This window comes from uncultured Devosia sp., from assembly GCF_964244875.1.
Lineage (GTDB): Bacteria > Pseudomonadota > Alphaproteobacteria > Rhizobiales > Devosiaceae > Devosia.
Genome location: NZ_CAXTKA010000005.1, coordinates 150,974 through 175,964, shown reverse-complemented (window position 1 = coordinate 175,964; position 24,991 = coordinate 150,974). Strand labels below are relative to the sequence as shown.

Below are 24,991 nucleotides of genomic sequence, written 5' to 3'. Positions count from 1 at the left end.
GCGCAATGTTCCGGAGTTCGCCACCATGACCGACGCTCGCATCGATATCCTGTTGACCCCCGCCCAGATGGGGGAAGCCGATCGGTTGGCGGTGCAGGCCGGGACGCGCTCGATCAAGCTGATGGAGGCGGCGGGCCGGGCGGTGAGCGAGGCTATCGTCGAGCGCTATTACCAGCGCTCGGTGCTGGTGCTGTGCGGCGGCGGCAACAATGGCGGCGATGGCTTTGTCGTGGCGCGCCTGCTCAAGGACAAGGGCTGGCCGGTGCAATTGCGCCTGCTCGGCGAGCTGGCGGCGCTCAAGGGCGATGCCGCAACCATGGCCGCGCAATGGGCCGGCCGCTCAGAACGGCCACGTGCCGCCGACTTGAAGGATACCGATCTGGTGGTGGATGCGCTGCTCGGAGCCGGGCTCGACCGCGATATCGATGGTGAGCTGGCCGACCTGATCGTGGCGATCAATGCGAGCGGCAAGCCGGTGGTCAGCATCGATGTGCCCAGCGGCATCGATGGCGCGACCGGCACCATCCGCGGCGTCGCGATCAAGGCGGATGCCACGGTCACGTTTTTTCGTCACAAGCCTGGCCATCTGCTGCAGCCGGGCCGCCACCTGTGCGGGGAAATCGTGCTGGCGCCCATCGGGATTCCCGATGCGGTGCTCGAGCCGATCGGCGCAACAACCTGGCGCAACTCGCCCAATCTCTGGCGTGTTCCGGCCGCCGGCAACCACGGCAACAAGTTCGACCGCGGACATTGCGTAATCGTATCCGGCGAACCGCTGCATACCGGCGCAGCGCGGCTTGCGGCCTATGGTGCGTTCCGTGCCGGCGCGGGGCTCGTGTCGCTAACGGGCAAGACCGAGGCGCTGCTGGTTCATGCTGCGCATGTGACGGCAGTGATGCTGAAGCCGGCCGACACAACGCAGCAATTGGCGCAGTTACTGGGCGATAAGCGCATCAATTCCGTCGTGATCGGGCCGGGCGCTGGGATCGGCCCGGAGACGCGGGACAATGTACTGGCCATTCTGGCATCAGGAGCAGCCGCGGTGCTGGACGCCGACGCCATCACCAGCTTCAAGGACGAGGCAGAACACTTGTTCACCGCGATCAAAACCGATCCCGCCCGGACGGTCGTATTGACGCCCCATGAAGGCGAGTTCCAACGCCTGTTCGGCGCTGTGCCCGGCTCCAAGCTGGAACGGGCGCGCAGCGCATCCAGCCATTCAGGCGCGGTCGTTATCCTCAAGGGCAGCGACACCGTCATAGCAGCGCCCGATGGACGCGCCGCAATCAACGCCAATGCTCCCGCTTATCTGGGCACCGCAGGCTCCGGCGACGTGCTGGCCGGCATCGTTGCGGGGCTGCTCGGACAGGGCATGGCGGGCTTTGAAGCCGCCGCCGCCGCTGTCTGGATTCATGCCGAAGCCGCTACCGCCTTTGGCGGACCGGGCATGATCAGCGAGGACCTGCCGGACCTGGTGCCGCAGGTATTGGCGGAGCTATAGCGCAGGCGAAGCCTACCATCGCACCATCAGCCGCTCCAGGCCGTGGAAATGGTAAACGTTGTTGTAGCGCGGTTCCTCGGCAATCCGCAGATTGGGCAAGCGCCGGAACAGTTCGCCGAACGCCACCTGCAATTCGATTCGCGCCAGCGGCGCACCGATGCAGAAGTGAATGCCAGCGCCAAAGCTGACATTGGCGCCATCGCCGCGAAACGGATCGAAGCTGTTGGCATCATCAAAACGCAACGGGTCGCGATTGGCCGCGCCCAGCATCAGCCCGATCGTGTCGCCTTTCTTGAAGGCGATACCTTCGTATTCCAGATCGCTCAGGGCATAACGCGTGAACATATGCAGCGGGGCATCAAAGCGCAGGCATTCCTCCACCGTGGCCGCCGCCTGCGCGTCGCTCGCGAACAGGCTGGCGGGATCGAAGCCGCTTTGCAGGATGGATTTGACGCCATTGCCGGTCGTGTGCACCGTCGCTTCATGCCCGGCATTGAGCAGCAGGATGGCGGTGGAGATCACCTCCTCGTCCGTTAGCCTGGTGCCGTTATGCTCCGCGGTAAGCATGTGGGTCAGCAGGTCCTCGCGCGGCGCCTTGCGGCGTTCGTCGATCACCCCGCGCAGATAGGCCATGAAGTCGAATGACGCGCGGTTTGCGTCGTGCTCAATGTCCTCGGTGACGCCGAACATGTACATGGCCACCATGCGGTTGCTCCAATTGAGCAGTTGCGGCGCCATTGCAGCGGGCAGTCCCAGCATCTCGGCGATGACGATGGCCGGGATCGGCGCGGCGAAGGCGGTGATCAGATCGACGCTGTCCTGACCTTCGAAGCTGTCGATCATCTCGTTAGCCAGCGCGACGATGCGCGGACGCAGATGCTCGACATGACGCGATACGAAAGCGCGGTTGACCAAGGTGCGCAGTCGCGTATGCGCCGGCGGCTCCAAGGTCAGCAGAGAATATTTTTCAGTAAGGTCGAAATGGGCGGTATGGGCCTTGGGCTCGGGCAGGCCAAGCTCCTCGCGCGTAGCGACATGCAAAATTTGGCGGCCAAACCGCTTGTCGCGCAACAGGGCACTGACCTGCCGAAAGCCGGCAAAACACCAATGACCATAGTCTTCCCAGAAAAACGCGGGGCTACCGGCGTGAACTGCGGAATAGAACGCATAGGGGTCCTGGAAAAACGCCGGATCGCGCGGATCGGCATGCGCCCGCCGGTTGGCAATGTCGACAGCAGAGGGACGAAACGGCGTATCCAGCATTGCAAGCTCGCGTTTGAACCGATCCTATGACGCTACATTGCTGCGCCGCTGTGCGAAAGTGCTCGAAATACGCACCCTCTTGCAACCGGGCTGCCAAACGAGCGTTATATGGAGATCGCCAGCCCTTGCTGGCGGTATCCTATGGGGCGGAGACCATCATGGAAAAATCACGTGAAGACCTGATCCGCGAGCGTGCCTATGCCTTGTGGGAGCGCGCCGGATCGCCCGGCAGCCACAGCCAGGACTTCTGGCGCAAGGCGGAACGCGAATTGGCCCAGGAACTCGGTGCGGATGGTGCCAAGCCAGCCTCCGGGGCATCCATGACAAAAATGCCGTCGGGAACGCTGGCCCGCTGAGTTCGTCGAACAAGTGCTGGGGATTGACCGGGCCGCTGCGGAGCACTATCGGCAGCGATGCTTTCACGCACAGCGGAGTTCCCCGAGTGAGCGATCTGACCCTGACCGCGGCCGTCGACAATATCTACGCGTCGCTGGCGTCCGGCAATGAAGATCTTGACGGCCATATTGTCGCGCTCAAGAGCGTTCTGAGCCGCGATGGAATAAAGGAAGCCGTGTTCGAGCCGGCGCGCCTCGCCCAGAACAACCGCCAGGGCCGCAAGCTGATGCAGGCCTATTTTCGCAAGCGCGGCGTAACCGTCAGCTTTTCGGGCAGTTGAGCCAAGTGCGGATAGCGCCGAGGCTGCATGCCGGCGCATTTCATCAGCCATCGCCCAAAAAATAGTCGAGGCCATGCAGCGGGGCTCGTCGCTGCCATGTGACCATAGGAGACTCACATGAAATTTCTCTGTCTCGTCTATTTCGCTCCGGACGCCTTTGACGGCATGACGCCCCTAGAACAAAAGCAACTCGACGACAGGACCATCGAAGACGACCACAGGCTCAGGGCATCCGGACACTTGTTGATCGCTTCTCCGCTGGCTGATGCCAAGACCGGCGTGACCATCGACCGTCGCCAGCGTATGCGCCTTTCTACGGCCGACGGACCATTTGCCGAAACCAAGGAAGTAGTCGGAGGCTTCTTGTTGCTTGAAGCCGAGGACATGGCCGAAGTCCTGTTGCTGCTGCAGGACGATCCGATCGCTGCCTATGGACGACTTGAGATCAGGCCGCTGATGGACGCCCATCACCACAGCGAGACAGGGCAGGGGCGTCCTGAGTTCAAGGCTCTCTAGCTCATTTCAGGGGCGCGGCCCGCGCCGCGTCCCCCAACGGTCGGCAAGCCATGCCAGCGCAACGGCGACGAGCCCCGCATTCACCTTCACGGCACATCGCTGCAGGCTTCTATTGAACCTCGCCCCATTGCCGCCTATCTGTGCCACTACCGCATTATCTGGCGGCATGGTTGGCCAGTTGCGCTGATTCGTTTTTCAAGGCACGGTCCCGGCTATTGGATGTCCGGTTTTCGGGAATGGTACGTGCACAACTGAGATGGCTGACCCGGGCTCATTCGAGACGGCGCAGCAAAGGGGCATCAAGATATGAAAGATCCGATCGATCTTTACATGAATACGCTCGTTCCCATGGTGGTCGAGCAATCCAATCGTGGCGAGCGCGCTTTTGATATCTATTCGCGCCTCCTGCGCGAGCGAATCATTTTTGTGACTGGCGTTGTCGAAGACAACATGGCGAGCCTGATCGTGGCTCAATTGTTGTTCCTCGAGTCCGAAAATCCGAAAAAAGAGATCGCACTTTACATCAATTCGCCCGGCGGCGTGGTGACGGCCGGCCTGTCGATCTACGACACGATGCAGTTCATTCGACCCGCCGTCGCCACCATGGTGATGGGGCAGGCGGCCTCCATGGGCTCGCTCCTGTTAACGGCCGGCGAGCATGGCATGCGCACCTCGCTGCCCAATTCGCGGGTCATGGTTCACCAGCCGTCGGGTGGCTATCAAGGCCAGGTTACGGACATTCTGATCCATGCCAAGGAGGTTGAAGGCCTCAAGCGCCGGCTCAACCAGATCTATGAGAAGCACACCGGACGCACCTACGAGGAAATCGAGAATGCGCTCGAGCGCGACCGATTCCTGTCCGCCGACGAGGCCAAGACCTTTGGCCTCATCGACACGGTGCTCGACAAGCGCGCGGTGCCCGATGCGGTCTGATCCGCGCCCGTTAACGCCAATCCATATGCGCCGTGGACTGTGATGTTCGCGCAATTGCACCGGGCCGGATCGACCGTTAAGGTCGGTTCGGCTTAGACTTTCTTTAGGCCTCGAGCGTTAGCCTGTCAGCTAGCGCTTATTTTGGGAGCAACGCTCCCGGGAGTGACAGGATGTCCAAAGAGACAACGAACGGCGAAACCTCCAAGAACACGCTTTATTGCTCGTTCTGCGGGAAATCCCAGCATGAGGTTCGCAAGCTGATTGCCGGCCCGACCGTGTTCATCTGTGATGAATGCGTCGAGCTGTGCATGGACATCATCCGCGAAGAGAACAAGACCTCCATGGTCAAGTCCTCCGATGGCGTGCCGACCCCTGCCGATATCTGCAAGGTGCTCGACGACTACGTCATCGGCCAGTACCGCGCCAAGCGCGTACTCTCCGTGGCCGTGCATAACCACTACAAGCGCCTCCACCATTCGTCCAAGAACCAGGATATCGAGCTCTCCAAGTCCAATATCCTGCTGATCGGGCCCACCGGATCAGGCAAGACCCTGCTGGCCCAGACGCTGGCCCGCATCCTCGACGTGCCGTTCACCATGGCCGATGCGACGACGCTGACCGAAGCCGGCTATGTCGGCGAGGACGTTGAGAACATTATCCTCAAATTGTTGCAGTCTGCTGACTACAACGTGGAAAAGGCTCAGCGCGGCATCGTCTATATCGACGAAGTCGACAAGATTTCCCGCAAGTCCGACAATCCGTCCATCACCCGTGACGTGTCGGGCGAAGGCGTGCAGCAGGCCTTGCTGAAGATCATGGAAGGCACCGTCGCTTCGGTTCCGCCCCAGGGTGGCCGCAAGCATCCGCAGCAGGAATTCCTGCAGGTGGACACGACCAATATCCTGTTCATCTGCGGTGGTGCCTTTGCCGGGCTGGAAAAGATCATCTCTGCGCGTGGCGAAGGCTCGGGCATCGGCTTTGCCGCCACTGTCAAGGATCCTGCCGATCGTCGGGTTGGCCAGGTTCTGGCCGATGTAGCGCCCGAAGATCTGGTCCGGTTCGGGCTGATCCCGGAATTCATCGGCCGCCTGCCGGTTTTGGCGACCTTGGAAGACCTGGATGAAGCGGCGTTGATCGAAATCCTGACCGCACCCAAGAACGCCTTGGTGCGCCAGTACCAGCGCCTGTTCAACATGGAAGAGGTCGATCTCACCTTCCACGAGGACGCACTCAAGGCCATCGCCAAGCGGGCCATCGAACGCAAGACTGGTGCACGCGGGCTCCGCTCGATTATGGAAGCCATCCTGCTCGACACCATGTACGACCTGCCATCGCTGGAAGGCGTTGAAGAAGTCGTCATTTCCGAGGAAGTGGTCAACGGTAAGGATGTGCGCCCGCTCTACATCTATTCCGATCGCAAGAAGGAAGACATGCCCGCCGGGGCGTGAGTGTGTAATCGCATTGATCGAAAACGCCGGGCCCCTGGAGTCCGGCGTTTTTGTTTAGGTGCAGCTCGGAAGCGGATCATGGCGGAGTTTATCTGTGACGCGCAGGTTATTTACTGGCGCGGACCTTCCCCATACTATTTTGCAGCAATCCCGGCAGATATCGGTGTGCGGATCGCAGAACGGTCTCGTTCTGTTTCCTATGGCTGGGGCGTCATTCCAGTCGATGCGGAGATCAAAGATGTTGCCTTCCGCACCTCGTTATTTTCAAAGGACGGCAGCTACCTCCTGCCGCTAAAGGCCAAGGTCCGCTCGCAATTGGGCGCAATGGACCTGGAGATACTGCGCATTGCCATGACGCTCGGCTAGAGTTCCTAGGCCGCCTGCTGCGGCTTCGGCCCGACATAGCGCGATTGCGGCCTGATGAGCCGTCCGCCCAAAACCTGTTCCCTCGCATGCGCAATCCATCCACCGGTGCGGCCCATGGCGAAGACGCAGGTGAAGGTTGCCCGCGGGAAGCCGAGGGATTCCAGCAAGAGCGCGGTGTAGAACTCGACGTTGGTCTCGAGCCGGCGGTCGGGCTTTTTGCGCTTGAGGGCAGCGAGGGCGGCTCTTTCTACGGCTTCGGCGAGGGCGAGGCGGACGGGGTCGATGGCGCTCGAGGTGGCGAGGAGTTCAACGGCGCCCTTGAGGGCATCGGCGCGGGGGTCGCGGACCCGATAGACGCGGTGGCCAAAGCCCATCAAGCGTTCGCCACGCGCCAGCTCATCCTCAACCCATCGCGCGGCATTGGCGGGGGTGCCGACGGCATCCAGCATATCCAGTACCGGACCGGGCGCGCCGCCATGCAGCGGCCCCTTGAGCGCGCTGAGGCCAGCCAGGATTGCCGAGGCGAGACCCGCCTGCGTTGAAGCCACCACCCGCGCCGCGAAGGTGGAAGCGTTAAGACCATGGTCGGCGACGGTCACGAGATAGCGGTCGAGCGCGGCGACTTGCTGCGCTTCAGGCGCCTTGCCTAACATCATGGCAAGGATATCGCAGGCATGAGTGACGCCCGGGTTGGGTGCGATCGGAGCCAGTCCCGACCGCAGGCGGATGATGCCGGGCGTGAATACGGCAGGGGCCGCGATCAAGTGCAAGGCCGTGGTCAAATCATCGCCGTCGGGCAGGCGGGCGAGCAGGGCGCGGACGGCTTCGATGGGCGTCAGGGCCAGCAGGTCCGCATCGACGCTGGCAAGATGCTTGAACACCGCGACCCGGGCAGCGCCCAGCCCCTCCGGCAGCCCCGACAGATCAGGAAAAAAGCCGTCCAGCAGCAAGGACAAGACATCCTCGTAGCGGCTATGGACCAGATCATCCAGCGACACTCCGCGAATGATCAGCCTCCCCGCAATGCCATCCACATCCGACAGCACCGTTTCAGCCGCGACGACATCGTCCAAACCACCAATCATTGCCTGCTCCTGTTCAGTTGCCACTAGGATCGAGGCTGCTATGATTGACGTCAATCTTGATCAATTGGATCAATGTATATCATGGATTGGCTTTCGGCGCACGACGCCCTCGCGCTGCTCGGAACGCAGCCCCAAACGCTTTACGCCAATGTCAGCCGGGGTCGGATCAAAGCCAAACGTGACCCCGATGACAGCCGCAAGAGCCTCTATCGTGGCGACGATGTGCGCCGCCTGGCGCAGCGCGCAGCCGGCCGACGCAAGCAGGATGCGGTAGCGGCCCAGGCGATGCAGTGGGGTGACCCGGTCCTTCCCACCAGCATCTCGACCGTGTTGGGTGGCCGATTGCTGTATCGCGGTCGCGATGCGGTCGAGCTGGCGGAAACCGCGACCCTGGAGGATATCGCTGCGCTGCTGTGGCAGGCACCATGCCAACTTCCTGCACAGAGGCCGGTCGACATCACCGGGCTGTCAACCGCCTTCGTTGCCTTGGCTACGAAGGCCGCGCAAATCTTCCCCGCCGTTCGTTCGCCCGCTCCCTTGGCCCAGGAAGCCGGCTCGGTGCTGGCGGTGCTGGCTACATCCCTCATGGGAGACGCAGCGGCCGGCGACATGCTGCATGTGCGTCTGGCGCGGCGGTGGGCGCGGGCCGACGCCACTGAAATCATCCGCCGCACGCTGGTCCTGCTTGCCGACCATGAGCTCAACGCCTCGACCTTTGCGGCGCGCATCGCTGTGTCTACCGGAGCCTCGCTCTGGAGCGGCGCGGTTGCAGGGCTCGCGACCCTCAATGGACCGCGCCATGGCCTAGCTTGGCGCGCGGTGGCGGCACTTGCCCACGACCTTGATCACACGCCAGGCTCGCCACACGATGCCCTGCGCGACTGGCTGGGTGAAGGGCGCTCCGTGGCGGGCATGGGCCACCCGCTTTATCCAGATGGCGATGCGCGTGCCACGGCGCTGCTTGACCAATTCGACATCCCGGCACCATTTCGCCAGCTGGGAGAGGCCGGCGAGCAGATTACCGGGGAACGGCCTAACATGGATTTTGCCCTGGCGGCGATGGCGACAGCTTTCGAGCTGCCGGCAGACGCACCGATGACGCTGTTCGCCCTGGCGCGCTGCGTGGGCTGGCTGGCCCATGCGCTGGAACAGATCGCCGCTGGGCCGCTGATCAGGCCACGGGCTCGCTACGTCGGCGCGGCCGCTCCAGCATGATCCGCAAGCCGATGACCGAGGCAATGCGCTGGGGGCATTGGTGATGCTCAGCGGGTATTAACCGTCATATTTCTGCAAAGGTTGACTTGCTCGCCGCGCCGGCTGACCTATTTATTAATCAGAATCAGCTCAGCCTAGCTTTCAGGGCTGTCTGTAACGGGCGCGCTGCACAAAATCCTTCCTCCCTGCGTGCCCCGGAAAGGATTAGAGATGTCGGACTTCAATCCCGCCGGCGGTGAAGCCAACCGCGATCGGGTTTATCCAGTTCTTCCGCTGCGCGACATCGTCGTGTTTCCCGGCATGATAGTGCCGCTGTTCGTCGGCCGTGAGAAATCGGTCAAGGCGCTCGAAGAAGTCATGCGCGACGACAAGCACATTCTCGTCGTGACCCAGAAGAACGCCCAGGACGACGATCCAGTGCCCGAGCAGATTTATGCGACCGGCACCATCGCCACCGTCCTGCAATTGCTCAAGCTCCCCGATGGCACCGTTAAAGTGCTGGTGGAGGGGCTTAGCCGTGCCACCATCGACCGCTACCTCCAAACCGTCGACTACTTCGAAGCCGAGGCCACAGCGCTTGCCGAGCCGGAGGACGACGCTACCGAGGTCGAAGCCCTGGCCCGTTCGGCGACCACCGAATTCGAGAGCTACGTTAAGCTCAACAAGAAGATTTCGGCCGAGGTCGTAGCGGCCGTCGGGCAAATCGAAAACCACTCCAAGCTAGCCGACACAATCGCCAGCCACCTCGTTATCAAGATCAACGAGAAGGAAGACCTGCTCGCCACCGTTTCGGTAGCCGAGCGCTTCCAGAAGATTCTCGGCCTGATGGAAGGCGAGATCGGCGTGCTGCAGGTGGAAAAGCGCATCCGCTCCCGCGTCAAGCGGCAGATGGAAAAGACCCAGCGCGAATATTACCTCAATGAGCAGATGAAGGCGATCCAGCGTGAGCTGGGTGACGGCGAGGAAGGCTCCAACGAGATCACCGAGCTCGAAGACCGTATCGCCAAGACCAAGCTGAGCAAGGAAGCCCGTACCAAGGCCGATGCCGAGATCAAGAAGCTCAAGACCATGAGCCCGATGTCGGCCGAAGCCACCGTCGTGCGCAACTATCTCGACGTGCTGCTCGGCCTGCCCTGGGGCAAGAAGAGCAAGGTCAAGCGCGATCTGGTCTTGGCCGAAAAGGTGCTGGACGAGGATCACTATGGCCTCGAAAAGGTCAAGGAACGCATCCTCGAGTATCTGGCAGTGCAAGGTCGCGTCGGCAAGCTCAAGGGGCCGATCCTTTGCCTCGTTGGCCCTCCGGGCGTCGGCAAGACCTCGCTTGGCAAGTCGATCGCCAAGGCGACCGGCCGAGAGTTCGTGCGCATGGCTCTGGGCGGGGTTCGGGACGAGGCCGAAATCCGCGGTCATCGCCGCACCTATATCGGATCCATGCCTGGAAAGGTGATCCAGTCGCTCAAGAAGGTGGGTAAATCCAATCCGCTGTTCCTGCTCGACGAGATCGACAAGATGGGCCAGGACTTCCGTGGCGATCCGTCCTCGGCCCTGCTCGAGGTGCTCGATCCCGAGCAGAACCACACCTTCGCCGATCACTACCTAGAGGTCGATTATGATCTCAGCGACGTGATGTTCGTGACCACCTCGAACACCCTGAACATCCCCGGCCCATTGATGGACCGTATGGAGATCATCCGCCTGTCGGGTTACACCGAGCAGGAAAAGCACGGGATCGCCAAGCAGCACCTGATCCCGGAGACGCTTCTGGAAAACGGGCTGGCCCATGGCGAGTTCGTGCTGAGCGACGACATGCTGACCGCCGTGATCCAGCGCTACACCCGTGAAGCGGGCGTGCGTAACCTCAAGCGCGAAATCAGCAAGCTGATGCGCAAGGCGGTGGCCGAGATCGTCAAGACCAAGGCCAAGTCGATCGTGATCGATGAGGCCAAGCTGGCCAACTATCTGGGTGCGGACGTCTACAAGCACGGCGAGATCGAAGCCGAGGCACAGGTGGGTCTGGTGACTGGCCTGGCGTGGACTTCGGTGGGTGGCGAGCTCCTGACGATCGAAGGCGTGATGACGCCGGGTAAGGGTCGCATGACCGTGACCGGCAACATCAAGGAAGTGATGAAGGAATCGCTGACCGCGGCGACGGCCTATGTGCGTTCGCGCTCGATCGATTTTGGCATCAAGCCGCCGATGTTCGACACGCGTGACATCCACGTCCACCTGCCCGAAGGCGCCACCCCCAAGGATGGTCCGTCGGCTGGTATCGGCCTTGCCACGGCGATCGTTTCGGTGATGACCGGCATCCCGGTGCGCAACGATGTCGCCATGACCGGCGAGATCACGCTGCGGGGCAGGGTGCTGCCTATCGGCGGATTGAAGGAAAAGTTGTTGGCCGCTCTGCGCGGCGGCATCAAGACCGTCTTGATCCCCGAGGAGAACGTCCGCGATCTCGCCGAGATCCCGGATATCGTCAAGCAAGGCATGGAAATCGTGCCGGTTAGCCGGATGGATCAGGTGATCAAGCGCGCTTTGGTGCGCGAGCCGACCGCCATCGAGTGGAACTATGACGAGGTCACGCCAACGGTTTCTACAGCCGTGGAAACCTCGGACGATGCCACCACGGGCCTGCCGCACTAACCGGCTGGAGATGAATGAAAAAACGGCGCGCTCGGGCGCCGTTTTTGTTTGGCCGTCAGAGCCGTAAGCTCGACACGACCTGCAATTCCGCTCCTCCCCGCGGTAAGATCGATGGAAGCGTGCCCAGGGCCGGCATACATCCGCCGATCGCTTCAAGCTCCTGTCGAATCCTGTCAGCATCATCCGTCATAAGGATGAGGTCATCATCAGCGTGCCGGCTAGCGGCTCGAACAGGAGCAGTCTCTTGAACAAGGCACTCGTTGTTATCCTTGCCGCCGTGACCCTGGATTCGATCGGCATCGGGCTGATCTTTCCCATCCTGCCGGCGCTGTTGCGCGATGTGGGGCATTTGAGCGAGGTCGCGACGTTGCTCGGGATCATGCTGGCGCTCTATTCGGCCTGCCAGTTCCTGTTCTCTCCGATATTGGGTGTCCTGAGCGATCGCTACGGGCGACGGCCCGTGCTGCTGGTGTCGCTAGCGGGCGCCGCGATCGATTATCTCGTCATGGCCTTCGCGCCCGAATTGTGGATGCTGGTGCTCGGCCGCGCCATATCGGGCATTACCAGCGCCAACATGGCGGTCGCCACAGCCTACATCACCGACATTTCGAGCGAAGAGGAACGCGCCCAGCGCTTTGGCCTGTTCCACGCCATGTTCGGCATCGGCTTCATCATCGGCCCGGTGCTTGGCGGCATGCTGGGCGACATCTGGGTCCGCGCGCCCTTCATTGCCGCCGCAGTGTTGAACGGGGTCAATTTTGCCCTCGCCTTGTTCGTGCTGCCGGAATCGCGCAAGGGCCAGACCGGCACGCGCTTCGATCTCGATACGCTCAATCCGTTCAAGCCGTTGAAATGGGCGCTGACCTTCAAGGCGCTGATCCCGCTGATGGCGATATTCGTGATCATGAATTTTATCGGCACCATGTATGGCACGATGTGGGCGCTGTTCAGCGAAGACGCGTTCGGCTGGAGCGGGCTGACGATCGGTCTGTCGCTGGGCACGTTCGGGGTCTTCCATGCCGGGGCACAAGCCTTCCTCACGGGTCCCGCCGTAGCCCGCCTGGGCGAGCGCGGGGCCCTGATCGTGGGCATGGCCTGCGAGTTGACGGCGTTGGTGATCCTGGGCTTGGCCACGCAGGGCTGGATCCTCTTCGCGCTGGCTCCGCTCTTCGCCCTGGGCGGCATCGGCATGCCGGCCCTGCAATCGCTGACCACGACGCAGGTGGATGCGGACAAACAGGGGCAGTTGCAGGGCGTGCTGGCCAGCCTTGTCAGCCTTGCCGCCATATTCGGCCCGCTATTTTTCAGTTTTACGTACTTCGCGCTGCGCCAGACCTCTCCCGGACTGATCTGGATCGTTGGCGCCGGCATCTACCTTCTGGCCTTGCCGTTGATGCTGGGCATTCGGCGCAGCGTGGCAAAGCCAGCGATAGGATGATTGCGCTGATGGCCGAAACGGCCGGGAATCCGGGGAAAAACTGAAAAACCGCACTTGCCCGCCTGCCATTTCCGGTTCATTAACAGGTTTGCACCGCCTGGCGGACGGAAAAGCCCGGAAATCCTTGCGTTTCGTGTCAGAATCGCCAAAGGGTGGCCCCGTTTTGGTTCGCCAGCCATGGCGGGCATTCACTGTGAGGAAACGCTATGAACAAAAACGATCTGGTTGGCGTCGTTGCCGACAAGGCTACGATCACCAAGGCCCAGGCCGCCGAAGCTGTGGATGCAGTGTTCGAGGCTATTACGGCGTCGCTCAAGGGCGGCGATGAAGTTCGTCTGGTGGGCTTTGGCACTTTTGCCGTCTCCGCCCGCAAGGCCACCACGGGCCGCAATCCCGCCACTGGCGCAGAAATTCAGATTCCGGCATCCAACCAGGCAAAGTTCAAGCCCGGCAAAGGCCTGAAGGACGCGATCAACTAATCACCGGCAACGGTTTGATGATCGATCGGCCCCGAGCGCTGTGCGCCGGGGCCGTTTCTTCGTCCATGACGCCGCGCCAACGCTGTTGGCAGTTGACGGCCAGGGACGGGCACCCTAATCAGGGCACACCTGACGCGAGCCTTTGGCTCAGCGGGCGATTAGCTCAGTTGGTAGAGCGCCTCGTTTACACCGAGGATGTCGGCGGTTCGAGTCCGTCATCGCCCACCATTCTTTGCCGGTCGGGTTCATTCAAGTTTACGATGTCATGCAATTGCGGGTAGTGGCCATATCGGTTGCCGCGACCTGCATGCTGCCTCCCCCAATCCAGCATTTTGTGCGCTGCCAGACACTTGGGCGATCTTCAGTCACGGGTTGGTGATCGCATAGGGCAAAGCAATCGGCAACCGAAACGGTCGCCTCAGGTTCTCCATGTCGAAGCGTCTGCCGGTCGGGCCTTGGCTGTTTGCCACCGGCTGCTGGCGGCAGGAGGAGAGCGAAGTGAAACGTCATTTATGCGCATTGGCCGCCATTACGCTCATGGGGGCCGGCGCGGCTTATGCGCAGGATGCGGCAGCCGGCGAGACCGTTTTCAAAAAATGCCAGAGCTGCCATGACGTCGGCGAAAACGCCAAGAATCGCATGGGGCCGGTGCTGAACGGAGTCGTCGACCGGGTTGCTGGCACCTACGAAGGCTACAAATATTCGACCGCCATGGTCGACGCCGGTGCCGGCGGATTGATCTGGACCCCCGAAACGCTCGATCCCTTCCTGACCACGCCGCGAGACTATGTGCCCGGCACGAAGATGAATTACGCGCTCAAGGACGCCACCGATCGCGCCAATGTCATTGCCTATCTGCAAACGCTGTCGACGCCCGCCGTGGCGCCCCCGGCCCCTTAGAAGCAATATTGACCATGCCTGCTCTTGCCACGCATTTCCGCTGACTTTCTTGTCCGCACGCTGCGCCTGCGCTCCAGCAACATGATCATCCCGAATATCTCCGAGTGGGGATGAACCGGCGCTGCGGCGCCATGGAACAACTGGAGGACGAGTCTTGAAACACTGGATTCTTGCCGGCACCCTGTCGATGGGTGCCTTGATGACGGCAACGGCCATGGCCCAGGAGACTACTGTGCTCAAGGGCACCGAGGCCTATGGCAATTGGGAAAAAGACGCCCCCGGCGTGACCCGTCTGCTGACGCCGCAGGATTTGGAGGCGGCCAACTTGACAGAGTCGGCATCCAATTCGCCATCCACCGTTGCCAAGCCGGAAGGCGCACTGCCAAAGGTCCCCGAAGGCTTCAAAGTGGAGCTGGTCGTTACGGGCATCGAAAACCCGCGCGCTATCCGCTTTGCGCCCAATGGCGATTTGTTTGTCAGTGATTCCGATCCCGGCAGCGTCCTGGTTTATCATTTTGCCGATGGCGCCGCCAAACCGGCTTCCGAAGGCGTATTCGCCGAGGGGCTGAACCAGCCTTACGGCATCGCCTTCTATCCCTCAGGTGACAATCCGGAATGGGTTTACGTCGCCGAAAGCGACGGCCTGAAGCGCTTCCCCTACAAGAGCGGCGACCTCAAGGCTTCGGCCGAGCCCGAAACTCTTTTCAACAACATAGCGCCTGAGCACCACTGGACCCGCGACGTGGTGTTTTCCCCTGATGACAAGACGATGTACTATTCGGTCGGATCCGGCTCCAATGTTGGCGACGGCACCATGGATCCCGAACCCGAAGGTGGCGTGGAGGCCTGGGCAGCATCGCATCCGCTTGGCGTGTCGTGGGGTGAAGAAGAGCGCCGCGCCGCCGTGCTCGCCTATGATCCCGATGGCAAGAACGAACGCTATTTTGGCACAGGCCTGCGCAATTGCGCCGGTATGACCCTGCAACCCGCAACTGGTGAGCCCTGGTGCGCGGTCAACAATGTCGATGAACTCGGCGACAACGTTCCGTTCGAATTCGTCACCTCGGTCAAGGAAGGCGCGTTCTACGGCTGGCCGTGGTACTATATTGGCGACAATCCCGACCCTCGCTGGACCGCCGATCCCCGCGAGGACCTGGCGGATAAGGTGACCGTTGGCGACATCTTGATCCAGGCCCATTCAGCGCCGTTGAACCTGGTGTTCTACAACAATGATGCCTGGGCCGACTACAAGGGCGATGCCTTTATCGCCCTGCACGGATCTTGGAATCGCGGTCAGCGCACCGGCTACAAGATCGTTCGTGCCGAGTTCGACGACGCCGGCAAGGCGACCGGCAGCTATGAAGACTTTGTCACCGGCTTCGTCATCGATGCCGACAATGTCTGGGGTCGTCCTGTAGGCGTTGCCGTATCGCCAGACGGCTCGCTCTTCGTCTCCGACGACGGCAGCGGCTCGATCTGGCGCATCAGCAAAGAGTAACTGGCCGCAAGCCTAGATGAGAGCCCCGCCATGGCGGGGCTCTTTGCGTTCGGGCATGGCGCTTACTGACAGATTTCCACAGCGAGTCGCGTGCCTCCAAGCGCGACCGGTTTTTGTCACCCAAATGTCTTTGAACGCTTGACTTACCCCCGAGCGGTCGGTAGACGAACCCCACGTTGCGCAAAGGAAACTTTGCCGCTGCGGGAGTAGCTCAGTTGGTTAGAGCGTCGGCCTGTCACGCCGAAGGTCGCGGGTTCGAGCCCCGTCTCTCGCGCCACTCATTTCAAGCATTTGCTGGTGAGTGTAAAACGGCTTGGCGCCGAAGAGATCGGCGATATTGTTCAGTTTTTGGATGCTTGCTGCCCTCGGCGCAAGCATAAGCTCGCCTCGAAAGGCGAGCTTATTTGGTGTCGTCCGGTTTCAGGCCGCCTGCTTGGCTTTCGCCGTCCGCTTGCGCGGCGGCTTGATGGTCTTGGCGGCCGTGGCGGCGAGTTCGGTGGCAGCCTTGAACCAATAGGCCTGATCCTGGCCGGCAGGGCAGCCATCGGCTTCCCAAAGGATATAGGCGCGGTCACGAATATGATCGTCCACTGGGGTGTGCTCCGTATTGATGCCGCTACAAGGTGTGCCTGGATGCTTAACGAAAGGTAAACGCTGATCGTACAAAACAGGCTGCGGTTGCGTCAGCTTCATTTCGCCGTGAGGCGGCTGACGAGATGTAACGAAAAGTCATATAGAACGAACTGATGTGCGTTAACTCCAACGAGGATCGCCCCATGCCCGCCAATCGCCATGCCGCCATCGCCCGCCTGCTGCCCGCCAATCGTCTGGTTTGGGCATCGCTTATGCTGCTGCCGCTCCTGCTGGTGGCGTTTTGGCAGGTTGGCCCCATGGCAGAGGAAAAGCCGGTCGTGATTCCGGCACCGACCCAAGACCTGACCGCGCAATCGGGTTCCGCAACGGCTGTGTTCGCAGGCGGCTGCTTCTGGGGCGTGCAGGGGGTGTTCCAGCACGTCAAGGGCGTTTCCATGGCCATGGCCGGCTATGCTGGCGGTGCTGCGGACACTGCCACCTACGATCAGAGCAGTTCGGGCCAAACCGGCCACGCGGAGTCGGTTCAGATCACCTATGATCCCAAAGTCGTCACCTATGGCCAGTTACTGCAGATCTATTTTTCGGTTGCGCATAATCCGACCCAGTTGAACTACCAGGGCCCTGACCACGGCACCCAATACCGTTCAACTATCTTCCCGCAAAATGATGAGCAGGCAACCACTGCCAAGGCTTACATCGCCCAGCTCGACGCGACCGGCGCTTTTGGCGCTCCCATCGTGACAACGATCGAGCCCGGCAAGACCTTTTATGCCGCCGAGCAATATCATCAGGACTTCCTAACGCTGAACCCGACCTATCCCTACATCGTCTACAATGATTTGCCCAAGGTCGCTGCGCTCAAGGAGCTCTTCCCTTTGGCGTATAGCGATCAGCCGATCTTGGTTGGCCAACTCTAACACCTCACAGACGGCAAAATTCCCAAGCAATGTCCGCGCCTGAGCAATCAGGTGTGGGCATTTTGGCGTGTGGCCGATGCGCAACGCTCGGTTGCTGCCTTGTTTTGGCCGTGCACCGAACCGATTTCAGCCTCTAATGGCAGCAAACTGCGGTTCTCGAGCGATTGCGTGCCGGTGATCCGGCAGCGATGGGTTTCGAACGTTCTGGAACCCCGTGGCAAGCGCGACGTTGCCGCCTTGATTGAAATGCGTGGGAGGATGGCTTTGATCGTGTTCAAAAAACTGCTGTTGTCCATGCTGGTCGGCATGCTGCCGGTTGGCGGCGCCATGGCTGCAGACGTGATCACCGCGCCTGCAACGACGCCGGCCCCATTGCCTGTCTATCAGGAGCCCGCTTTCGACTGGAGCGGTTTTTATGCCGGCGTGTACGGCGCCGCCCAGTTCGGCTCGACCAGCGACGATCAATATGGATTGGGAATCAGCGCCGGCGTTAACGCACAATTCGATTTTTATTTGCTCGGTGCTGAAGTTGCGGTGCATGGATTGACCGGCGATGTGGGTGAAACGGCCTACGGCCAGATTCTTGGCCGCGCCGGACTCGTGGTGACCGACGACGTAGTCGTTTACGGCGCTGGTGGATATGGACTCGATCTCGGCGCGCCGGATGAGGACGACATCCTGGTCGGCGGCGGCGTCGAGTTGACTGTGACCGACACCATCTCCGTCGAGGCACAATATCTGCACGGCTTCCCCCTGTCCGGCGATGACGACAAGGACCAGTTTACCATCGGTGCCAACTACCATTTTTAGGCGCCGAATCGATCCCTCGGTTCCGCCACGGCGGGGCTCCCAATGACTCCAACCGCACCATTGGCTTGGCCGAAAGTGCTCTGATTTCCGCCTCTTAGGTGACACAACGTTGCCGCCGAGACGGCATAATGTATCGCATTTGTATCAAATTGGGCCAATTGGGATGCAATCGCGCAACACATGCCCCGAAATGGACACCAAATCTTATCCGCACCGCCAAATTTGCCTCGGTGCGGGGTTGTTATCGCGGTGCCTCTGAGGCATCTATCATGTCGACTACGGTTAACTCTATGGAGTGCAAGATATGTTTGTACGTTCTCTCTCTCTCGGTGTCGCAGCTGCGGCGCTTCTCTCGTCGGGCGCAATGGCGGCCGATCTGTTCATCCCAACCACGCCAGAGCCCATCTATGAAGCTGCTGGCTTCTCTTGGGATGGCCTCTATGCAGGTGTTCAGGCCGGCGGCTTGTTCAGCGATGTTGACGTTGTCGACGGAGCTGGCCTTGTTACCGACGAAGACATCACCTTTGGTGCTATCGGTGCACATGTCGGTGTGAACTTCACCGTTGCCGATCCCATCATTCTCGGTGCTGAGCTTCAGGGCAACTACCTGTTCAACAGCGACGCAGACATCTCCGCCGGCGAATTCCTCGCTCTCGGTCGTGTTGGCGCCGTCGTGACCGATCAGGTCCTGGTCTATGCTGCCGGCGGTTTCGGTATGCAGTTCAGCGACGACATCATCTACTCGGATGGCGACGACTCGACCGGCATCTACGCACTTGGCGGTGGTGTTGAATTCGCCGTGACCGACGCTGTGTCGATCCGTGGCGAAGTCCTCGGCATCGGCTACCTGGATGACGGCGATGACGAAGATGATTTCTTCGACGCCGCTCGCGCGACCGTTGGCGTTTCGTACCACTTCTAATTGAACTAGCAGGTGTGCCGGGCGGTTCGCCGCCCGGTTCGCAAAAGCGTCTTGCAAACCCGATTCGACGAACCAGCGATGGTTCGTCGTTTTGGTTTTAAAGGGCCCGGTTCATCCGGGCCTTTTCGCATTTCAAAACCGTTGCGGGCAGGGCAGCCCCAATGACTTGACTGAGTAACAAGATCGGGAACTGGACTGGCGCAGGGCCGCAACTGCCCTATATCCACGCACAACATGGCGAGCACGAACATACTGCCAGGATGTCCGTTCACGATACTTTCCCATTGTCATACCGGCACAATCGGGTCGTTTCTTGCAAGTCGAGCCAAGCTGATACATGATTATTCTTGTCATATTTTCTTTTCCTTGAAACCGGCAAGATGAACGGCTAAGCCCTAGCCATCAACTTCTGCGTCGGTTCGCTCGCCCCAATTGCCTGCGTAACCCGCGCGAGTCCGGTCGCTCGACCGGCCTAGAACACAGGCTGCCGCATGACTGATTTGCTCAGCGACTATCTGCCGATTGTCCTTTTCATAGGCCTTGCTGCAATCATCGCTTCGGCGCTGATGGTGACGCCGTTCATCATTGCGGTCAAAAATCCTGACCCCGAAAAGGTCTCCGCATTCGAAGCCGGGTTCGAGGCTTTCGATGATGCGCGCATGAAGTTCGACGTTCGTTTTTACCTGGTATCGATCCTGTTCATTATCTTCGATCTCGAAGTGGCGTTCCTGTTCCCATGGGCCGTGGCGTTCCGCGACGTCGGCTGGTTCGGTTTTTGGTCGATGATGATTTTCCTGGGCGTCTTGACGGTCGGCTTTATCTACGAATGGAGCAAGGGAGCGCTGGAATGGGATTGAACGAGACCACGGCGATCGCGCCCCGTCCGCGCGGCCTGATCGACCCACGCACCAACAAGACCGCCGGTGCCAGAGACCCGTTTTTCACCGACGTCACCGACGAATTGGCCGACAAGGGCTTCCTCGTCGCGGCCGCCGACGAACTGATCACCTGGGCCCGCACCGGATCGTTGATGTGGATGCAGACGGGCCTGGCTTGTTGCGCCGTCGAGATGATGCAGATGTCGATGCCGCGCTATGACATCGAGCGCTTTGGCACTGCGCCGCGCGCCTCTCCACGCCAGTCAGACGTGCTGATCGTGGCTGGCACGCTGACCAACAAGATGGCTCCGGCGCTGCGCAAAGTCTACGACCAGATGCCCGAGCCGCGTTACGTCATTTCCATGGGTTCTTGTGCCAATGGTGGCGGCTATTACCACTATTCCTATTCTGTGGTGCGCGGCTGCGATCGCGTGCTGCCAGTCGATATCTACGTCCCTGGCTGCCCGCCCACGGCCGAAGCCCTTTTGTACGGCATCCTGTTGCTGCAAAAGAAGATTCGCCGCACCGGCACCATTGAACGGTAGAAGGTCATGAGCGAGCTAGACGCGACACCAGAAGTTCACCCGCTGCTAGCGCTCGGCAACCATGTGGGGCAAGCGCTGGGCGAAGCCGTGCAGTCGGTTGCGCTGACTTTTGGCGAGTTGACGCTGACGATCGAGCCGTCGAGCATTGTCGATGTCGCGACCTTTTTGCGTGATGACCCGGAATGCCGGTTCATTTCGATCAGCGACATTTGTGGCGTGGACTTCCCCGAACGCGATCAGCGCTTTGAGGTTGTCTATCACTTCATGAGCCCAACCAAGAACCGCCGCATTCGCATCAAGCTGGCCGCCGACGACGTGACCCCGGTGCCGAGCATCGTGTCGGTGTTCCGCGGCGCCGATTGGTTTGAGCGCGAGGCCTACGATCTTTATGGTGTGCTGTTCTCGGGCCATCCCGATCTGCGCCGCATCCTGACCGATTATGGGTTTGACGGCCATCCGCTGCGCCGGGATTTTCCAGTCAGCGGCTTTGTCGAGGTCCGCTACGACGAAGAGCGCAAGCGGGTCGTCTACGAACCGGTCAAACTGATGCAGGAATTCCGGACCTTCGATTATCTGTCACCCTGGGAGGGTACGGATTACGTGCTGCCTGGCGACGAGAAGGCAAAGAACTGATGGCCGAAGCTGAAGTTCGCAATTTCACGATCAATTTTGGCCCCGTGCACCCTTCTGCGCATGGTGTGCTGCGCTTGATTCTCGAGTTGGACGGCGAAATCGTCGAGCGGGTCGATCCCCATATCGGCCTGTTGCATCGCGGCACCGAAAAGCTGATCGAGAGCAAGACCTATCTGCAGGCCTTGCCATATTTCGATCGCCTCGATTACGTCGCCCCGATGAACCAGGAACACGCTTTTGCCTTGGCGGTCGAAAAGCTGATCGGCCTGCAGGTGCCGCGCCGCGGCCAGCTCATCCGCGTGCTTTATTCCGAAATCAGCCGCTTGCTGTCGCACTTGATGAACGTCACCACCCAGGCCATGGACGTCGGCGCCTTGACTCCACCGCTCTGGGGCTTCGAGCAGCGTGAGCAGCTGATGGTGTTTTACGAGCGCGCTTCGGGCAGCCGCATGCACGCAGCCTATTTCCGGCCCGGCGGCGTGCATCAGGACCTGCCGCAAGACCTCATCGACGACATCGCCGCCTTTTGCCAGACCTTTCCCAAGGCCTTGGCCGATATCGACAGCCTCTTGACCAACAACCGCATCTTCAAGCAACGCAATGTCGATATCGGCGTGGTCGATCTGGAAGATGCCTGGAACTGGGGCTTTTCCGGCATCATGGTACGCGGATCGGGCGCAGCCTGGGATCTGCGCAAAAGCCAGCCTTACGAATGCTATGATGAAATGGAATTCGACGTTCCGATCGGCAAGAACGGCGATTGCTATGACCGCTATCTAGTCCGCATGGAAGAAATGCGCCAGTCCACCCGCATCATGCAGCAATGCGTCGACAAGCTGAACGCACCTGACGGAAAGGGCCCGGTGTCCTCGCTCGACGGCAAGGTGGTGCCACCCAGTCGTGGCGAAATGAAGCGCTCGATGGAAGCGCTGATCCACCATTTCAAGCTTTATACCGAAGGTTATAAAGTGCCCGCTGGCGAGGTCTATGCCTGCGTCGAGGCCCCTAAGGGCGAGTTTGGCGTCTATCTGGTCAGCGACGGCACCAACAAGCCCTACCGCTGCAAAATTCGCGCGCCGGGCTTTGCGCATCTGCAAGCCATGGATTTCCTGTGTCGCGGCCATATGCTGGCCGACGTCTCGGCCATCCTGGGATCGCTTGATATCGTGTTCGGAGAGGTTGACCGCTAATGGCTTCGCGTCGCCTTGCGGACGAGCAGGTTCAGCCGGCATCGTTCGCGTTTAGCAATGACAACGCCAAATGGGCGGAGTGGAAGATCGGGCTGTACCCGGCCGGCCGGCAGCAATCGGCTGTCATTCCGCTGCTGATGCGTGCACAGGACCAGGACGGCTGGATCAGCCGCGCCACCATCGAAACGGTCGCCGACATGCTGGACATGGCCTATATCCGCGTGCTGGAGGTGGCGACGTTCTATACCCAGTTTCAGCTGCAGCCGGTCGGCACGCGCGCCCATATCCAGGTCTGTGGGACGACGCCCTGCATGCTGCGCGGCGCCGCTGAGTTGATCGAGGTCTGCCAGCATAAAATCCATCACGAGCCGCACACCACCAATGCCGACGGCACGATGAGTTGGGAAGAGGTCGAGTGTCTGGGCTCCTGCGTGAATGCGCCCATGGTTATGGTGTTCCACGATACCTATGAAGACCTGACCGCCGACAGTTTTAGCGCGATTGTCGACGCCTTCGCCGAGGGCAAGGGTGACACAGTCAAGCCGGGCACTCAGATCGATCGCCTCAATGCTGCCGCGGAAGGCGGCCGCACGACCTTGCTCGAAACCCCGAGCGCGACACGCGAGAAATTTATTCCGCCCGCGCCGCCTGAAGCACCCGCTGCCCCGGCCCAGGCTGCAGCAACAGCGCCTGCTGCAGCCTCCCCCGCGGCAAGTGCTGCCGCCACACCACCGGCTTCTGCGGGTGGAGCCGCGGCCCAGGCGCCAACGACGGCTGCCCGGCCTCGAGACGTAAGCGAGGATTCAGCGCCGGCTATCAAGGGCCCCGCGCCTCAAGCCAAGGTGACGCAAGCCAAGGCGGAGGCTGAGCGGGGCGCTGCCAACGCCAGCCGGAAGGCCAATGGCCAGCCAAACACCGCCATGCGCAAGGGTGCCACCGGTGCTGAATCGCCGGCCGGCAAGATCGACGCCGGCGCGGCTCCAGGCAAGGCCGAGCACGCTGGCACCGGCGACGGCGCTATCGCTGCCGGGGTCGATTCTCAACCGGCCAACACCGGCACGACGGGCAGCGTTCTGGTGGATACCAGCCGGCTCGATGGAACCCCTTCCAAGGAAAAGCAGGCGACCAAGGCAGTGCGCAAGCGCAAGCCGGTGGCATCCGAGATCGTGCCCACGCGCGAACTTGGCGGCGATAATTCCAATGACGACGATAAGTCGGAGTAGCATAGATGCTCGCTGACAAGGACCGCATCTTCACCAATCTCTACGGCCAGGGCGACTGGGGCCTAGAGGGCGCACGCTCGCGCGGCGCCTGGATTGGCACCAAGGAATTTATCGAGTCCGGTCGCGATTGGATTACCAACGAAGTCAAGGCATCGGGCCTGCGCGGCCGCGGCGGGGCAGGGTTCCCGACGGCGCTGAAATGGACCTTCATGCCCAAGGTCAACGATGGCCGCCCGCACTACCTGCTGGTGAACGCCGACGAATCCGAGCCTGGCACCTGCAAGGACCGCGAGATCATGCGCCACGATCCGCACCACCTGGTGGAAGGGTGCCTCTTGGCCGCCCGCGCCATGGATGCGCATCTGGCCTTCATCTATGTGCGTGGCGAATTTGTTCGCGAGCGGCAACATCTCGAACGTGCCGTCGAGGAGGCCTATGAGGCCCGCCTGATTGGCAAGGACAATATCCACGGCTGGGACCTGGACATCATCGTCCATCACGGCGCCGGCGCCTATATCTGCGGCGAAGAAACCGCGCTGATGGAGAGCCTTGAAGGCAAGAAGGGCCAGCCCCGCCTCAAGCCGCCGTTTCCCGCCGGCATGGGCGTCTACGGCAATCCGACGACCGTCAACAACGTCGAGTCGATTGCCGTCGTCCCCGAAATCCTGCGCCGCTCCGGTGCCTGGTTCGCCTCCATCGGCCGGCCCAACAATACCGGCACCAAGCTGATGTCCGCCTCCGGCCACGTCAACAAGCCGGCCACGTTCGAGGAAGGGCTGGGCGAAAGCTTCAAGGACATCATCGACAAGCATTGCGGTGGCATTCGCGGCGGCTGGGACAATCTTTTGGCCGTCATTCCCGGCGGCGCGTCCTGTCCGGTCGTGCCCGGCGAGCAGATGATGAACGTGATCATGGATTTCGACGGCTTGCGCGAGGTCAAATCCTCGTTCGGCACGGGCGGCATGATCGTCATGGACAAGTCGACCGATATCATCCGTGCCATCTGGCGCATCTCGGCCTTCTTCAAGCACGAAAGCTGCGGCCAGTGCACGCCCTGCCGCGAAGGCACCGGCTGGATGATGCGCGTCATGGAGCGCATGGTCGAGGGCCGCGCCCAAAAGCGCGAGATCGACATGCTGTTCGAGGTCACCAAGCAGATCGAAGGCCATACCATCTGCGCTCTTGGGGACGCTGCGGCTTGGCCGATCCAGGGCCTGATCCGCAACTTCCGCCCCGTCATCGAAAAGCGAATCGACGAATATACCTGGTCCTCGACCTCCGACGGCGCCGTTCCGTCGATCGCGGCGGAGTAGGGGTC

Annotated in this window: 25 protein-coding genes and 2 tRNA genes; 24 read left to right on the top strand and 3 right to left on the bottom strand. The window is 61.0% G+C overall.

Annotated elements, in window-relative coordinates; genetic code table 11:
- Positions 1–25 precede the first annotated feature (25 nt).
- On the top strand, positions 26–1,501 hold the full coding sequence (locus ACFE8X_RS08420; protein ID WP_375451009.1) for an NAD(P)H-hydrate dehydratase: 1,476 nt from the start codon (positions 26–28) through the stop codon (positions 1,499–1,501).
- Between the two features lie 12 nt (positions 1,502–1,513).
- Here the strand turns inward: ACFE8X_RS08420 and ACFE8X_RS08415 are convergent, their stop codons facing one another.
- Positions 1,514–2,764 (bottom strand): cytochrome P450, encoded by a 1,251-nt coding sequence (locus ACFE8X_RS08415; RefSeq protein ID WP_375451008.1) that lies wholly within the window; start codon positions 2,762–2,764, stop codon positions 1,514–1,516.
- A gap of 158 nt (positions 2,765–2,922) precedes the next feature.
- Here ACFE8X_RS08415 and ACFE8X_RS08410 point away from each other — a divergent pair, with 158 nt between their 5' ends.
- The 6 genes from ACFE8X_RS08410 to ACFE8X_RS08385 all read left to right on the top strand — a co-directional run bounded on the left by ACFE8X_RS08410 (position 2,923) and on the right by ACFE8X_RS08385 (position 6,703).
- On the top strand, positions 2,923–3,120 hold the full coding sequence (locus ACFE8X_RS08410; RefSeq protein WP_375451007.1) for a DUF2934 domain-containing protein: 198 nt from the start codon (positions 2,923–2,925) through the stop codon (positions 3,118–3,120).
- A gap of 86 nt (positions 3,121–3,206) precedes the next feature.
- Entirely contained in the window at positions 3,207–3,440 is a 234-nt protein-coding gene (locus ACFE8X_RS08405) for a hypothetical protein (protein WP_375451006.1), read from the top strand.
- A 117-nt stretch (positions 3,441–3,557) separates the two neighbouring features.
- Positions 3,558–3,956, top strand: a complete 399-nt coding sequence (locus tag ACFE8X_RS08400) for a YciI family protein (protein ID WP_375451005.1) — start codon at positions 3,558–3,560, stop codon at positions 3,954–3,956.
- Between the two features lie 306 nt (positions 3,957–4,262).
- Entirely contained in the window at positions 4,263–4,889 is a 627-nt protein-coding gene (locus ACFE8X_RS08395) for an ATP-dependent Clp protease proteolytic subunit (protein WP_375451004.1), read from the top strand.
- 170 nt (positions 4,890–5,059) lie between these two features.
- Positions 5,060–6,337, top strand: coding sequence for an ATP-dependent Clp protease ATP-binding subunit ClpX (gene clpX, locus ACFE8X_RS08390; RefSeq protein WP_375451003.1), 1,278 nt, complete (start codon positions 5,060–5,062; stop codon positions 6,335–6,337).
- Between the two features lie 78 nt (positions 6,338–6,415).
- On the top strand, positions 6,416–6,703 hold the full coding sequence (locus ACFE8X_RS08385) for a DUF1905 domain-containing protein (protein WP_375451002.1): 288 nt from the start codon (positions 6,416–6,418) through the stop codon (positions 6,701–6,703).
- Between the two features lie 5 nt (positions 6,704–6,708).
- On the opposite strand, the gene ACFE8X_RS08380 is transcribed toward ACFE8X_RS08385, so the two are convergent.
- Entirely contained in the window at positions 6,709–7,788 is a 1,080-nt protein-coding gene (locus ACFE8X_RS08380; RefSeq protein ID WP_375451001.1) for a citrate synthase/methylcitrate synthase, read from the bottom strand.
- 81 nt (positions 7,789–7,869) lie between these two features.
- On the opposite strand from ACFE8X_RS08380, the gene ACFE8X_RS08375 reads away from it, so the two are divergent.
- The 8 genes from ACFE8X_RS08375 to ACFE8X_RS08340 all read left to right on the top strand — a co-directional run bounded on the left by ACFE8X_RS08375 (position 7,870) and on the right by ACFE8X_RS08340 (position 16,238).
- Positions 7,870–9,003, top strand: coding sequence for a citrate/2-methylcitrate synthase (locus ACFE8X_RS08375; RefSeq protein WP_375451000.1), 1,134 nt, complete (start codon positions 7,870–7,872; stop codon positions 9,001–9,003).
- A 210-nt stretch (positions 9,004–9,213) separates the two neighbouring features.
- Positions 9,214–11,646, top strand: coding sequence for an endopeptidase La (gene lon / locus ACFE8X_RS08370; RefSeq protein ID WP_375450999.1), 2,433 nt, complete (start codon positions 9,214–9,216; stop codon positions 11,644–11,646).
- A gap of 244 nt (positions 11,647–11,890) precedes the next feature.
- Positions 11,891–13,084, top strand: a complete 1,194-nt coding sequence (gene tet, locus ACFE8X_RS08365) for a Tet(A)/Tet(B)/Tet(C) family tetracycline efflux MFS transporter (protein WP_375450998.1) — start codon at positions 11,891–11,893, stop codon at positions 13,082–13,084.
- Between the two features lie 206 nt (positions 13,085–13,290).
- Positions 13,291–13,563: an HU family DNA-binding protein gene (locus ACFE8X_RS08360; RefSeq protein ID WP_299724556.1), complete on the top strand. Its 273-nt coding sequence runs from the start codon at positions 13,291–13,293 to the stop codon at positions 13,561–13,563.
- A gap of 152 nt (positions 13,564–13,715) precedes the next feature.
- A tRNA-Val gene (locus ACFE8X_RS08355) sits at positions 13,716–13,791 on the top strand.
- Positions 13,792–14,061: 270 nt separating this feature from the next.
- Complete coding sequence (locus ACFE8X_RS08350; RefSeq protein ID WP_375450997.1) at positions 14,062–14,463, top strand: c-type cytochrome; 402 nt, start codon at positions 14,062–14,064, stop codon at positions 14,461–14,463.
- A 154-nt stretch (positions 14,464–14,617) separates the two neighbouring features.
- Positions 14,618–15,961, top strand: coding sequence for a PQQ-dependent sugar dehydrogenase (locus ACFE8X_RS08345; protein ID WP_375450996.1), 1,344 nt, complete (start codon positions 14,618–14,620; stop codon positions 15,959–15,961).
- Between the two features lie 200 nt (positions 15,962–16,161).
- Positions 16,162–16,238, top strand: a tRNA-Asp gene (locus ACFE8X_RS08340).
- Between the two features lie 143 nt (positions 16,239–16,381).
- Here ACFE8X_RS08340 and ACFE8X_RS08335 read toward each other — a convergent pair.
- A complete protein-coding gene (locus ACFE8X_RS08335; protein WP_375450995.1) occupies positions 16,382–16,552 on the bottom strand; it encodes a DUF2934 domain-containing protein in 171 nt (56 codons plus the stop codon).
- Positions 16,553–16,806: 254 nt separating this feature from the next.
- Here ACFE8X_RS08335 and msrA point away from each other — a divergent pair, with 254 nt between their 5' ends.
- The 9 genes from msrA to nuoF all read left to right on the top strand — a co-directional run bounded on the left by msrA (position 16,807) and on the right by nuoF (position 24,986).
- Positions 16,807–17,472 (top strand): peptide-methionine (S)-S-oxide reductase MsrA, encoded by a 666-nt coding sequence (gene msrA / locus ACFE8X_RS08330; protein ID WP_375451059.1) that lies wholly within the window; start codon positions 16,807–16,809, stop codon positions 17,470–17,472.
- 69 nt (positions 17,473–17,541) lie between these two features.
- Positions 17,542–18,282 (top strand): outer membrane protein, encoded by a 741-nt coding sequence (locus ACFE8X_RS08325; RefSeq protein WP_375450994.1) that lies wholly within the window; start codon positions 17,542–17,544, stop codon positions 18,280–18,282.
- Between the two features lie 304 nt (positions 18,283–18,586).
- Positions 18,587–19,204 carry an outer membrane protein gene (locus ACFE8X_RS08320; protein ID WP_375450993.1) on the top strand — a complete coding sequence of 206 codons (618 nt, stop codon included), beginning with the start codon at positions 18,587–18,589 and terminating at the stop codon, positions 19,202–19,204.
- 491 nt (positions 19,205–19,695) lie between these two features.
- The gene (locus ACFE8X_RS08315) at positions 19,696–20,061 is read left to right on the top strand and encodes an NADH-quinone oxidoreductase subunit A (protein WP_375450992.1); all 366 of its coding nucleotides are present in this window, start codon (positions 19,696–19,698) and stop codon (positions 20,059–20,061) included.
- The gene (locus ACFE8X_RS08310) at positions 20,052–20,627 is read left to right on the top strand and encodes a NuoB/complex I 20 kDa subunit family protein (protein ID WP_375450991.1); all 576 of its coding nucleotides are present in this window, start codon (positions 20,052–20,054) and stop codon (positions 20,625–20,627) included. The genes ACFE8X_RS08315 and ACFE8X_RS08310 overlap by 10 nt, the downstream gene beginning before the upstream one ends.
- 6 nt (positions 20,628–20,633) lie before the next feature.
- Positions 20,634–21,260, top strand: a complete 627-nt coding sequence (locus ACFE8X_RS08305; RefSeq protein WP_375450990.1) for an NADH-quinone oxidoreductase subunit C — start codon at positions 20,634–20,636, stop codon at positions 21,258–21,260.
- Entirely contained in the window at positions 21,260–22,450 is a 1,191-nt protein-coding gene (locus ACFE8X_RS08300; protein WP_375450989.1) for an NADH-quinone oxidoreductase subunit D, read from the top strand. The genes ACFE8X_RS08305 and ACFE8X_RS08300 overlap by 1 nt, the downstream gene beginning before the upstream one ends.
- A complete protein-coding gene (gene nuoE / locus ACFE8X_RS08295) occupies positions 22,450–23,673 on the top strand; it encodes an NADH-quinone oxidoreductase subunit NuoE (RefSeq protein ID WP_375450988.1) in 1,224 nt (407 codons plus the stop codon). The genes ACFE8X_RS08300 and nuoE overlap by 1 nt, the downstream gene beginning before the upstream one ends.
- A gap of 5 nt (positions 23,674–23,678) precedes the next feature.
- Positions 23,679–24,986: an NADH-quinone oxidoreductase subunit NuoF gene (gene nuoF, locus ACFE8X_RS08290; RefSeq protein ID WP_375450987.1), complete on the top strand. Its 1,308-nt coding sequence runs from the start codon at positions 23,679–23,681 to the stop codon at positions 24,984–24,986.
- Positions 24,987–24,991: the final 5 nt, after the last annotated feature.